The organism is Amylolactobacillus amylotrophicus DSM 20534 (genome assembly GCF_001434555.1).
Taxonomy (GTDB): Bacteria; Bacillota; Bacilli; order Lactobacillales; family Lactobacillaceae; genus Amylolactobacillus; species Amylolactobacillus amylophilus.
The window spans coordinates 49,127-61,821 of sequence record NZ_AZCV01000003.1 but is presented as its reverse complement, the minus strand read 5'-3'; the positions used below and the strand labels follow the sequence as shown (position 1 = coordinate 61,821).

The window sequence follows — 12,695 nt, the reverse complement described above, 5'->3', positions numbered from 1 at the left end:
GTAAAAGTGAAAATCAAAGATATCTTAAATAAAGATGCGATGATCATGGACCTAAAAGCGACGACGAAGGAAGCCGCGATTGACGAAATGATTGCTAAAGACGTCCAGGCGGGCGTAATCGCGGATGCTGCCAAGTATAAGGCAGCAATACTCGCGCGCGAAGCCCAGTCAACTACCGGAATTGGTGATGGTATCGCCATGCCCCATGCAAAGAACGATGCAGTTAAACAGACGACGGTTTTGTTTGCAAAGAGCGCGGCAGGCGTTCAGTATGACGCCTTAGATGGCCAACCGGTTCACTTGTTCTTTATGATTGCAGCGCCAGCAGGAGCAAATAACGAGCACCTGCAGGCATTGGCTACTTTATCTGGTCTACTAATCGATGCTGATCTGGTGGCTCAGTTGAAGAACGCCACAATGCCTGACGAGATTATCGCGTTGTTTAGTGCCGCTGAGAGTGCAAAAGAGGAGCGGGATGCTGCTGCAGATCAGAAAGAAAAGGCCGCCCAGGCAACAAAGTCTGCTGCGACAAATGGCGAGAAGCCGTATATTGTTGCAGTTACTGCATGTATTACGGGAATCGCCCACACCTACATGGCAGAGGAGGCTTTAAAAAAAGCTGGTGAGAAATTGGGTATCGATATCAAGGTCGAGACCAACGGCTCGGAAGGCGTGAAGCACCTTTTGACTAACGACGATATCAAGCGTGCTCAGGGTGTAATCATTACTGCTGATAAGAAGGTGGCGATGGATAGATTCGATGGTAAGCAACTGATTCATCGGCCTGTCATTGACGGAATCAAGAAGCCGGAGGAACTGATTAACGATATTCTCGCTAATGAGGGACAAACTTTCCATGCTGCAAATAATGAGACGGTGGAGGAAACAACCACTGGCGACAATGAGTCGGCAGGACGGAAAGTTTATACCAGCTTGATGAATGGTGTTTCGAATATGCTACCATTCGTCGTTGGTGGCGGTATCTTGATGGCGGCTTCCTTTGCCATCGAGAACTTTGTCGGTGCCCACTCACTTTGGTTCACGTTCTTTAATCATGTTGGTAACTGGGCATTTAGCTTCTTACTTCCCGTATTAGCAGCGTATATTGCTGAAGCAATCGGTGATCGTCCTGCCCTCATGCCAGGATTTGTTGGTGGGTACATGGCATCTCTTGCAGCTGCAAGTATCGTGAAGTCAGACTCGCCAGCCGGATTTTTGGGAGCCTTGGTTGCCGGCTTTCTCGCAGGTTACGTGACCCTATTCTGGAAGAGAGTCTTCAGAAATTTGCCTAAGTCATTAGAAGGGCTGAAGCCAATCTTCATCCTGCCAATTCTTGGTTTAGCCACTGTGGGTGCGTTGATGTTCTTCGCAGTCAACCCAGTCTTTGGCTTCCTCAACGGAATTATTACGAATTTCTTGTCGAACATGGGTACAGCAAATGCCGTTCTTTTAGGTGGCGTGCTTGGTGGAATGATGGCCATCGATATGGGTGGTCCATTTAACAAGGCGGCCTATGTCTTCGCTATCGGTGCATTTACCGCAACGAAAAACGGGGATTTAATGGCAGCAGTGATGATTGGTGGGATGATTCCACCACTTGCGATTGCAATTGCAACATCTGTTTGGCCAAAGAAGTGGACCAAAGAAGAGCGCACAGCAGGAATTTCAAACTACGTTCTCGGGATCTCCTTCATTACTGAAGGTGCCATTCCGTTCGCTGCCAAGGATCCATTAAGAATCATTACCTCAAGTGTAATTGGTTCGGCAATCGGCGGTGCATTATCACAGTTGATGCATGTCAGTGTTCCAGCACCACATGGCGGAATCTTTGCCGCACTCTTCCTCTCAAACAACTTAATTGGCTTCCTAGTTGCATTAATTATTGGCGCAATTATCTCTGCAGTTATTTTAGGTTTCTGGAAGAAACCTGTGGTTCAAGCAGGATAATGAAATAGGAGAATTGAACTGACCCCCTAATTTTACAAATTTCCCCAGTTTATACTCAAAAGGCGTTAGGCAAAAGTGTCTAACGCCTTTTTGGCGGGCTAAATACCTAGCCCTCAGATACTTTTATAGTCCTTGAACACAGCAACTATTTTTTCACGAATGGCGCAATTTTCTTAATGATGTTTTCTATACTAGAGCAATAAAGCAAAGGAGGATTTGCTGTATGAGCAATGGTGGCAGTTTTAGCACAAATAGTCGGGATTATTTTACTGGGTCTCTGGCATAAATAAAGAACTAAGGTTTTTGACTAGAACCCGGTAATATTTAATTAAAGGGTTAAAAATTAAAAAATCAAACACGCCTAATAATAAATATGCAACCGTAATTTCGCAGAACCATCAACTCTACTTAATTTCTGTCAATGAAAGTTCTGGCAATCACCAAGTTATGGCGGAGATATCTGGACAGATGGCATACTCAATCAGTTCTGTGGAACAATATCCTGTTGTTGGCGATCGGGTTGAGGTAAGTTACTCCGAGAATGATGATGTTGCGATCATCCATCGTATCTTGCCGCGCAAAAGCCTTTTATCTAGAGCAAGTTCTGGCGTTGGTCAAGGTGTACAGCCAATTGCGGCTAATGTTGATACCGTGTTTATCACGATGGCGTTAGACCATAACTTCAACTTGAGGAGAATGGAGCGGTACCTCACAATTGTCTGGGACAGTGGCGCACAGCCAGTGATTGTTCTGACGAAGGCAGGCTTAACCACTGATTTAGAAAATCAGTTAGCGCAAGTTAGTGAAATTGCTTTAGGTGTAACCACCTTCGTCACAAGTGACAGTGACTTTTCTGAAATTGCTAATTTTCTAACACAAAATCCACAAACAGTAGTTTTCGTTGGTTCTTCCGGGGTTGGCAAATCAACGCTAATTAATCGGCTATTAGGCTATGAGGCCATGGCGACAAGCGAAAACAGGGAGAGTGATTCTAAAGGACGGCACACAACAACTAACCGTCAACTTTTTTCGTTGGCAAACGGAACGCAGATTATTGACACACCAGGAATGCGGGAACTCCAAGTTGATACTGGTGACTCCAGCGCCACTTTCGCTGATATTGAGGAATTAGCAACACGGTGTAAGTTCCGTAATTGTACCCACAAAAGTGAACCGGGATGCGCCATTATTGAGGCAGTTGATACTGGCAAACTGTCAGCCGAGCGCTTTGCTAACTACCTCAAGATTTCGCGCGAGAATAGATATTCGCGAATGAATACAACCGAGATTGCAGCGGATAAGTTTAGGCGTCACTTTGGTGGTAAGTCTGGCGCCAAAGCGGTGCGTGATATTAAGAAAGGTAAACGATTAAATTAGGTATGATTGCTGCACAGGTCTATTTATTTGATACATCCGCCAGTGCGGGGAGTTCGATATCTTTTATTGAAACGATGAGTGATGTGGATTTTTACCAGCTAGCTCAAATCGTCCAATATAATTTTGGTTTACCATTTTAAATTATTTTTCCGTTTTTCTATTGACAGTAAAAATAAATACTTGTATGCTTAGCACAATTCAAATTTGATGTTTCGTCGGACGATGTTTTGGATCGGTCATTTCAGAGAGAGCTTGGTCGCTGGAAAAGCTTATGACTCCCAATCCGCACAGCCGACGGGTCAAATAGGCGATCATTATGGAAATAATGCGGTTGAACCGATATCACTGCAGTTACAAACTGCTTGAGGCACTGCTCGTGAGAGTATTGCAAACTTGAGGTGGGACCGTGTATTTACACCCTCGAAGTCAAAACGACTTCGGGGGTGTTTTTTTGTGGAGGTAGAAAGATGGATTTTAAATACTTAGGTGAAATTTTCCCTGCGTTGATGAACGGGACCTTGATGACGTTAAACATCTTCGTCGTGACCCTGGTAATCTCGATTCCGTTAGGTTTACTGCTGGCGGTAATTTTGCGATCGAAAATCAAGATTCTAGAAGCTGTTATCCAGGCCTTTATCTGGTTGATGCGGGGCACGCCGCTGTTGCTCCAATTAATTGTCGTCTTCTATGGGCTACCGCTCATCGGGCTCGTTTTTGAACGGTATACGGCAGCAATCTTCGCCTTCACGTTAAACTACGCAGCCTACTTTGCCGAAATCTTTCGTGGTGGCTTCGCCAGTATCGATGGTGGTCAGGTAGAGGCCGCGAAGATGCTAAGGTTTACTAAATGGCAGACATTACGCTATATTACCTTACCTCAGATGCTGAAGAATGTTGTGCCAGCACTAGGGAATGAGGTAATTAACTTGGTGAAGGACTCTAGTTTGGTCTACGTCATCGGTTTAGGCGATTTGCTGCGTGCAGGAAATATCGCTATGGCAAGAGATGTTACGCTGCTTCCCCTCGTTGGTGTAGGTTTAATCTATTTGTTGTTGATAGGTCTGTTAACGTTCTCGTTGAAGCGTCTGGAACAGAAGTTTAGTTATTACCGTTAGGAGAGAGAATATGTTAGAGCTAAAACAGATTACTAAGAGAAGTAATAATAAGCAAATTTTAAAAGACGTCTCACTGACGGCCAGAACCGGCGAGACCCTGACGATAGTTGGACCTAGTGGTGCGGGTAAAACAACTTTACTGCGCGTACTTACTGGTCTGACCAGTTTCGATGCTGGCCAGGTTTTACTCGATGGAGTGGATGTCACCGGGGAGCTTTCGACGAAAGTAGGTGGCAAAATTGGGGTGGTCTTCCAAGACTTCAATCTATTTCCTCAATACACCGCCCTAGAGAATGTTTCTTTACCCTTGAAGCTGGTTTTGAAAATGAGTGCGGCTGACGCTGAACAAAAGGCGCTAGAGTTGCTCCAACGCTTGGCGTTAACCGAACAGCAGAATAATTACCCCTTCGAACTTTCTGGGGGACAGAAACAGCGGGTGGCCATTGCGCGTGCATTGGCGCTCAAGCCAGAGATTCTCTGCTATGACGAACCCACCAGCGCGCTCGATCCAGCACTCTCCAGCAGCGTGGCTGAGCTGATTAATGGATTGAAGCTAGACGGGATCACCCAGATTGTGGTCACGCATGATCTGGCTTTCGCCGAACAGATTGCAGACCAGACTTTCACGCTAGAACCACTACAATAGGAGAAGACAGGAGCAAACCGATGAAAAACAAAATTATTGGTATCTTAACGTTATTCGGCACCCTCTTATTACTCACCGGCTGTGGGTTGACGCGTGATCTTAAACAGGTAAATGCTGGCCAAGAAACAATCATCGTCGGGCTGGATGAGACGTTTGTGCCAATGGGTTTTCGGGCGAAGAATGGTGAATTGACTGGCTTCGACATCGACTTAGCGCAGGCCGTGAGCAAGCAGATTAAGCAAAAAATTGCTTTTCAGCCGATCGATTGGGACATGAAAGAGACTGAGCTGAAGAATGGGACGATTGACCTTATCTGGAACGGCTACAGTAAGACGCCTGCCCGGGAGAAATCGGTGCTGTTCAGCCAGTCATACCTCAGTAATTCACAGGTTGTGATTACCAGAAAGAAGAGTAATATCACTAAGATAGCTGACCTGACGGGGAAGAAGGTTGGTCTGCAACAGGGTTCATCCGGACAGATGCTCTACGATGAGAAGCCCCAGTTGTTGAAACAACGGGTAAAGGAGACGGTCCTCTACGATACCTTCAACAATGCGTTCCTGGACCTTAAGGCTGGGCGAATCGACGCAATCATGGGCGACAGCATTTACATTAATTATTATGTTCGTGAATCTGGTGAGAAGGAGCAGTATCAGCTGGTTGAAACACCATTTATGCCAGAAACTTTCGCTATTGGGATGCGGCCACAGGATCAGCAGTTGAAGGGGCGGATCGATGCTGCACTCAAAAGCTTGGAGGCAAATGGCACGATGACCAAATTAAGCGAGCGCTGGTTCCAAGAAGATCTGTCGATCCCAGAAAAGTAGCGGTTATATTTGCAATTTTGCTCAAATACAGTTAAATTTAACAAGTTAAAGTTATTAATTAATAGTAAGTAAATGTATTTGGGGAATTAATTTGGAGAATATTCTAGAGGTACACGATTTAGGAATGACATTCGATAATCAGGTGGTCTTCAGTGGGCTAAACTTCCAGTTGACACCTGGTTCAAAGACGGCGATTCTGGGCGAGAATGGTTCTGGTAAGACGACGCTGATTCGGATTATCATGGGGATCTTGACGCCAACTAGTGGCTCGATTACCCTGGGCGATGTGGACAACCGACCGATCAAGATTGGTTACGTACCCCAATTTCGTAACATTGATAAGGACTATCCCTTGTCGTTACGCAGTTTCATCGAACTGAATGCCCCTTTGGTGAAGAATGCTGCCTACAAAAAGCGCGTTGCAGATGTACTAGCAAAGACGGAGCTCACAGAAATTTCTGACTACCGTTTAGGCCGAGCCAGTGGGGGTCAGAAACAGCGCGCGTATCTGGCTCAGGCACTTTTAGAGCAGCCAGATTTAATCATCTTAGATGAGGCGACTGCTAGCCTAGATCCCGTTGCGAAAGAGACTCTGCTAAACGTTCTAGACAAGCTCAACAAATCAGAAGGGTTGACGATTCTCTTCACAACACACGACATACCACTCGCCCATGAGCACATGGATGACTACGTGTTCTTCGATAGTGGGGAGATTACGACGGGTAAAATGAGAGATTTCAATGAACGTGAGGTGTTAGATTAATGTTTGCATATGATTTCATGCGGTACGCATTTCTAGCCAGCACATTTATTGCCATCACCACCGGGGTTGTAGGTGTCTTCGTTGTCGCCCGTAACCTGAGCTTTCTGGCACATACACTTTCCGAGATTGGCTTTGCCGGGGCAGCCTTTGCGGTTTTTCTCGGTATTTCACCGTTGTGGGGGATGCTGTTGTTTACGCTGCTAGGCTCGGTTGGCGTCGGTGGATTGAGCCTCAGGACCACGCAGAAGGAGTCTTCAATTAGTGCAATTTCTGCTCTGTTCATTGGCCTCGGAATCCTCTTCCTCTCAATCTCTTCGTCAAGTAGTCGCTACGCTACGAGTATTCTCTTTGGTAGTATCATCGGCGTTGATTTATCTGGCGTAACCCGCCTCGTGATTCTGTCAGTGGTAGTACTGTTCATTATCGCAATCTTCTACCGCGGCTTGAAATTCACGTCGTTTGACTATCTGGGGGCACAGGCGCATAGACTGAAAACGAACATGCTGAGCGTGATCTTCTTGATCGTGCTGGCAATGAGTGTGAGCGTGGGCTCACAAATAGTCGGTTCGATGTTAGTCTTCATCCTCCTGACTTTACCTGCTTCAACCGCAAAGTTCTTAGGTAAAACGGTACCGCAGATGATTGCCTGGTCAGTTGGGCTTGCGCTGGCCGGTGTCTGGGGGGGACTGCTACTCGGCTACTTGACTAACCTACCTGTCACGTTCTTCATCTCCGCCATCGAAGTAATCTTCTATTTAATTGTTTATGTCTATCATCTCAAACATAACTAGGAATCATTTGCCGAGTGATTTAGCGTAACTTTTTCTTGAAAAAAGCGATTTATATTTGTAAGCGGCACCAACAAGTGCTAAGATTAGCTCAAATCAGATATTAGATATATACCACAAGAGGTAGAGACCGATGAGAATTATAGTTTACTCATCAACTCTACCTTTTTGTGTACCCGCCAATAAGTGTAGTGTTGACGAATTGTTAATCAACACAGCTTTTGGGAGGTGATTGCCGTAAAAATAAATTAATCCTCCAGTCATGATTTTATTTTTAGGAGGCTTATTATGGTTGAAACTAATACGAGAACGAAGAAAGAAATGAAGAAGGACCACTTGGAGCAGATTTAGTGGATCAGGCGTCAGAACTTTGTGCAGCGTGAGAAGAACGTCGAGAAAGTTCGACCATCAAAGTCCAATAACCGCGGTAATCAGATCTTCAATCGTGGGCGAACCGTTTAATATAGCGGATAAAAAATCCGGAAATTTCAACACAAGAAAAGGATACCTCAGAAGAGGTATCCTTTTTTGTTCTGGCCAGGTTGCCGTAAAGTAACGCTAGCTTATACTTACTTATGGTCGATTAATTGTTCTAGTTCATTCAAGCGTTCCTCGAAAATACTAAATGCTTGATCCAAGTAAGCCGTTTCGGTCATGTCGACACCCGCTTGTTTCATTGTGTCGATTGGATCCATGCTCGAACCAGATTTTAGGTAGTTAATGTAAGCCTCCTGTGCGCCCTCCTTGCCTTTCGTGACGCCGTCAGCCAGTGTGGTTGCTGCAGCAAAGCCGGTGGAGTATTGGTAAACGTAATAATTGTAGTAGAAGTGGGGGATGCGCGCCCATTCGTCGGCGATTTGAGGATCCTTAGTCAAGGCCTCGCCGTAGTAACGCTGATTCAATTTACCGTAGAAGTCTGACATCACTTCACTAGTGAGCGGCTGGCCTGCAGCGTCTTGCTCGTGAATCCATTGTTCGAATTCCGCGAACTGGGTTTGCCGGAAGATGGTCCCCTTGAAGCCATCCAGGTAATAGTTCAAGATGAACGCCCGGACCTCAGGATCCGTTTGCGTCTTCAGCAAATACTCCGTCAGGATGTTCTCGTTTGTAGTTGAGGCAATTTCTGCTACAAAGATTGGGTAGGCACCATAAACGTATTCCTGATTGTGACGCGTGTACCAGCTGTGCATTGAGTGGCCTGTCTCGTGGACTAGTGTGTACAAGTTGTTGATATTATCTTGCCAGTTCAATAATTCGTAAGGTGGGGTATCATAACCGCCACCTGAGTATGCACCAGAGCGTTTCCCTTTATTCTCGACGACGTCGATGTAGCGGTTGTTAAAGATTTCGTCGACGTGTTCAAGGTAGTCTGGGCCAAGTGGTGCCAGTGCCTTCTTTGCTTCGACGCGTGCTTCATCGTATGTGTATGAAATCTTCGGTTCACCAGTTAGTGGGGCGTACATATCCCAAGTATGGAGCTTCTCCACACCTAAGATTTTCTTCCGTAATTTGACATATCTGTGCAGGAGAGGCAGGTGTTCGTTGACCGCCTTGATGAGGTTATCGTAGACCACGTGTGGGATATTGTTGGCACTGAGAGCTGCCTCTTTCGCATCCTGATAGTGGTGGACCTGGGCCATAAAGTTGTGGCGCTTAATTTCACCAGAAAGGGTAGTCGCTAGAGTATTCTTGAACTGGCCGTAGGTCTGGTACATTGCTTCAAAGGCACCCTGGCGTAGTTCACGGTCGGTTGACTCGAGCAAGATACTGTAGAGGCCGTTTGAAAGACGCACCATCTCACCATCCTCGTTCTCGACGAACGGGTATTCCATATCGGAATTAGTTAACACGTTGAAGGTGTCTTGTGAGGCTGAGAAAACATCCTGTGCACCGGCCAACAACTTCTCCTGTTCGGCTGGCAGTACGTGTGCTCTTTGACGGGTAATCTGTTCTAGGTAGTGCTTGTACTGAGCAAGGTCTGGCTCGTTAGCAATGAAATGCGCGAGCTGCTTCTCGTCAATTGCTAGGACCTCAGGATCGAAGAACGAAGTTGCTGCAGCGACTTTGGCATAGAGTGATGAGGCGCGTGAGTCGAGTGCTAAGTAAGTTGAATTATTGGTATCTTGGTCACTCTTCATCGAGGCGTAGACATAGACAGACTCAAGCTTGCGGTAGACACCAAGGATTGTCTTAATCCCGTGTAATAAAGTAGTACTAGAATTACCTAGTGTTCCTTTTAGCTGTTCTAACTTGGGTAATTCCCCCTGAACATCTTTGAATGCGGCCTCCCAGGCAGCATCATCCTTGAAGATTTTAGTTAAGTCCCATGTTAATTCCTCTGGGACATCGTTGCGGTTTGGTAAATGCGATGCATCGGTCACGTTTCTTCCTCCTAATGAAAAGAAAATATTAATTAAGTCTACATTATCATATATTGTTAATCACGGGCCGATTTTTTTCGTTTTTCGTGACTTTTTTGGATTTTTATAAATATTGGTGAAAAAGCTAGGCAAAGGACCTGCCGGACTTGTATTATAGAAAGTGCTTAATTTCGTAATTTAATTGATCCAGCAAGAACAAAGCGATAGAGGATAATTCATGGATAATAATCACACCAAGAACAAGCCAGACAAACTAACCCGAAATACTGTGTTCAAGAAAGAAACCCCGCCTAAAGCCGGGAGAAGATGGACTAAGGTTCTGGGGCTCGTCGCCATTATGGCTGTGGCACTCGGCGTTGGTTATGGCTTGAAGGCCTACTTTTCGATTCAGCACACGGTAAACCAGGCGTACCGGCCAAATGGTAAGGTCTCACAGAAAGTCGCCAAGAAGAAACCAATCTCGGTCTTGATTCTGGGGGTGGATACAGGAATTGAGGGCAGAAAAGACCAGGGAAATTCTGACACGATGATTCTTGCTACCATCAACCCACAGACGAAGAAATCGACATTAACGTCTGTACCACGGGATTTGCTAGCAGAAATCAAAGGAACGAATAATTTCTACATGGCCAAGGTCAACTCCGCCTATAATGTTGATGGAGTGAGAGCTGCATCAAAGACCGTGCAGAGTATGTTGAATGTGCCGGTTAACTACTATGTAGAAGTTGATATGCAGGCGTTAGAGAACCTCGTTGATGCTGTTGGTGGAATCGATGTGAACGTTAAGTTCGACTTTACCTACAACACGACGTTTAAGAAGGGTAGGCAACACTTAACCGGTAAGCAGGCACTTGATTATGCCCGAATGAGAAAGGAAGACCCGGAGGGTGATTATGGTCGGCAGAAGCGACAACGTGAAGTGATCACATCAATCGTTCATGAAGGTCTGTCAATGAAGGGTATCTCTAACTACCAAAAGATTCTGAAGGTCGTGGCGAAGTACGTCAAGACGGACATGTCCTTTGATGACATGATGAATCTGGCGATGAATTACCGTGGCGCGGCTGGTGATATCAAGTCTGATTACATCCATGGTCACGACGCCTGGATTGGTGGAGCAGCATATCAGGTTGCCGCCACAACCGAACTGCAGCGTGTTTCGGACAAGGTCCGTGGTGCACTGGGTATAGATAAAGAGGAGTTAGACAACGAATTAACTAGACAGAATAGCCTGAATACGTTGGTTGATTGGAATGACTTGAATGCATTCACAAACTATATTATATATGATAAAGATAGTGATACGATGCCGTGGCAGGGTTATTAAGAATTCTAACTAAAAGAGAAACCATCTCCCGAACATGCTACAAAATGGGAGATGGTTCTTCTTTGTGCTTTGTTGTTGAGTGCAGGAGAACCCAAAAGTTAATCGATTAAGGTCACTTGATTACTACTTTAGTAACGTTATTGCTTCCTCACCGAATAGACAATACCAATAATAATTTCCAGCAACATTAGGATAGCCCAGGAAGAAAAGTCAAAAATACCGATTATTCCCCAAACAAAATTTTTGGCGGTAAGAAAGTATAAGATAAAACTCACAGCAAAAACAACAAGTTGAAGTCGATTAAATAATGTTAGTGTTAGATGTTCGACCATCTTTTCGTTATCTCCATAATTATGTGTTGGACTAGTAGGCGTACTATCTTTGTCTGTGGTAGAAAGATAAGCAACAGTTCCGATAACTATTGCACTAATGAGGTCAGAAGAGAATTGCCAATAGTCATGTTTAATCAATTGAACAAGGGCAAGCAAAGCTAAAGTCAGTGAGAGCAATGCTAAAATTCCCTTGAGAACTGTTTTATTATTCAAAATATTTTCTCTTTTCTTTTTTTTAATTTTGATCAACGTTGACTGACTAAAATGTAGCGCAAATCGAATAAATTGACTAGAAACTAGTGGTTGCGCAACTACAAAAACAAGACTATACTCAGTGGCAATCGCTGTCTATCAGCTATTGTCAAATTACTAAATTATTAGTGGGGATCATCAATGCGCGAGCTGATATATTAAGAGATGCGCGAATACAGGCCGGCCTTTCACAGCAACAAGTGGCAGAGAAGTTGAATATTTCGCGCCAATCTATTTCAAAATGGGAAAACAATTTATCTTATCCGGACGTGGAACGTATTGGTCAGCTGTGTGAACTTTATTCACTCTCTGCTGCAGAGTTGCTCGGTATAGCGCCTGATGAAGCGGGGTTGAATTTTGACGACAACCGCAATACTGATGATATTCAACCGCGAAATATTGTACTTTTAATTATTTCCGTCATTATTCCGTTTCTGGGTTTTATACTGGCACTAAAGTACCTTGCTTCAGCGTTCAGATGGGAAAGAACAAGTAAGGTCAATCTATTGATCTACTGGAGTGTGCTAGTAATTAACCTGTTTTTGAGTATCATACTCATCGCTGACATCCTCACGATTCTCACAAGTATCAGGACTCACATCCAATAAAAAATACGACAACCGTCATCTCGGCTGTCGTATTTCTCTTGGTGATTAATTATTCAAATGTATAATGTACTTGTTAGCCAATAACTTCAACCGTTGCTGATAAGATACCAGCGGATGGAATTGAGCTATTTGGCATTGCTACATCTAACTGACGTGGGTTTGAATATGCAAAGGTACCGGTATCATTGACGGTTCTGTATAATACTTGACCATTTGACATCGAAATCTTCAAACGAGTTCCTTTAGGGAAAACCGAGAGGTTTGCGGCAACGCCACCATAACCCATATTTGACCCCAGGACTGCTGGATCGTAGAAACTAATCTTGAATGTT

The 12,695-nt window shown here is 44.8% G+C and carries 11 protein-coding genes and 1 pseudogene; 9 read left to right on the top strand and 3 right to left on the bottom strand.

Features of this window, described 5'->3' with window-relative positions; genetic code table 11:
* Positions 1-6 precede the first annotated feature (6 nt).
* The 7 genes and pseudogenes from FC62_RS04890 to FC62_RS04860 all read left to right on the top strand — a co-directional run bounded on the left by FC62_RS04890 (position 7) and on the right by FC62_RS04860 (position 7,466).
* Entirely contained in the window at positions 7-1,947 is a 1,941-nt protein-coding gene (locus FC62_RS04890) for a PTS fructose transporter subunit IIABC (RefSeq protein WP_056947253.1), read from the top strand.
* A gap of 468 nt (positions 1,948-2,415) precedes the next feature.
* On the top strand, positions 2,416-3,324 hold the full coding sequence (gene rsgA / locus FC62_RS04885; RefSeq protein WP_056947250.1) for a ribosome small subunit-dependent GTPase A: 909 nt from the start codon (positions 2,416-2,418) through the stop codon (positions 3,322-3,324).
* Positions 3,325-3,791: 467 nt separating this feature from the next.
* The gene (locus FC62_RS04880) at positions 3,792-4,439 is read left to right on the top strand and encodes an amino acid ABC transporter permease (protein ID WP_056947246.1); all 648 of its coding nucleotides are present in this window, start codon (positions 3,792-3,794) and stop codon (positions 4,437-4,439) included.
* Positions 4,440-4,509: 70 nt separating this feature from the next.
* A pseudogene (locus FC62_RS04875) lies at positions 4,510-5,085 on the top strand (amino acid ABC transporter ATP-binding protein); the annotation flags it as partial.
* Between the two features lie 20 nt (positions 5,086-5,105).
* Positions 5,106-5,912, top strand: coding sequence for an amino acid ABC transporter substrate-binding protein (locus FC62_RS04870; protein WP_056947243.1), 807 nt, complete (start codon positions 5,106-5,108; stop codon positions 5,910-5,912).
* 91 nt (positions 5,913-6,003) lie between these two features.
* A complete protein-coding gene (locus tag FC62_RS04865) occupies positions 6,004-6,675 on the top strand; it encodes a metal ABC transporter ATP-binding protein (protein ID WP_141322598.1) in 672 nt (223 codons plus the stop codon).
* Positions 6,675-7,466: a metal ABC transporter permease gene (locus FC62_RS04860; protein ID WP_056947240.1), complete on the top strand. Its 792-nt coding sequence runs from the start codon at positions 6,675-6,677 to the stop codon at positions 7,464-7,466. The genes FC62_RS04865 and FC62_RS04860 overlap by 1 nt, the downstream gene beginning before the upstream one ends.
* Before the next feature lie 566 nt (positions 7,467-8,032).
* On the opposite strand, the gene pepF is transcribed toward FC62_RS04860, so the two are convergent.
* On the bottom strand, positions 8,033-9,844 hold the full coding sequence (pepF, locus tag FC62_RS04855) for an oligoendopeptidase F (protein ID WP_054745719.1): 1,812 nt from the start codon (positions 9,842-9,844) through the stop codon (positions 8,033-8,035).
* Positions 9,845-10,061: 217 nt separating this feature from the next.
* On the opposite strand from pepF, the gene FC62_RS04850 reads away from it, so the two are divergent.
* The gene (locus tag FC62_RS04850; RefSeq protein WP_054745717.1) at positions 10,062-11,171 is read left to right on the top strand and encodes an LCP family protein; all 1,110 of its coding nucleotides are present in this window, start codon (positions 10,062-10,064) and stop codon (positions 11,169-11,171) included.
* 137 nt (positions 11,172-11,308) lie between these two features.
* On the opposite strand, the gene FC62_RS04845 is transcribed toward FC62_RS04850, so the two are convergent.
* Positions 11,309-11,716 carry a hypothetical protein gene (locus tag FC62_RS04845; protein WP_054745715.1) on the bottom strand — a complete coding sequence of 136 codons (408 nt, stop codon included), beginning with the start codon at positions 11,714-11,716 and terminating at the stop codon, positions 11,309-11,311.
* Between the two features lie 86 nt (positions 11,717-11,802).
* On the opposite strand from FC62_RS04845, the gene FC62_RS04840 reads away from it, so the two are divergent.
* On the top strand, positions 11,803-12,363 hold the full coding sequence (locus tag FC62_RS04840) for a helix-turn-helix domain-containing protein (protein ID WP_054745713.1): 561 nt from the start codon (positions 11,803-11,805) through the stop codon (positions 12,361-12,363).
* A 73-nt stretch (positions 12,364-12,436) separates the two neighbouring features.
* Here the strand turns inward: FC62_RS04840 and FC62_RS04835 are convergent.
* Positions 12,437-12,695 (bottom strand): RlpA-like double-psi beta-barrel domain-containing protein (locus tag FC62_RS04835; protein WP_476726771.1); only part of this gene is annotated, 259 nt, incomplete at its 5' end.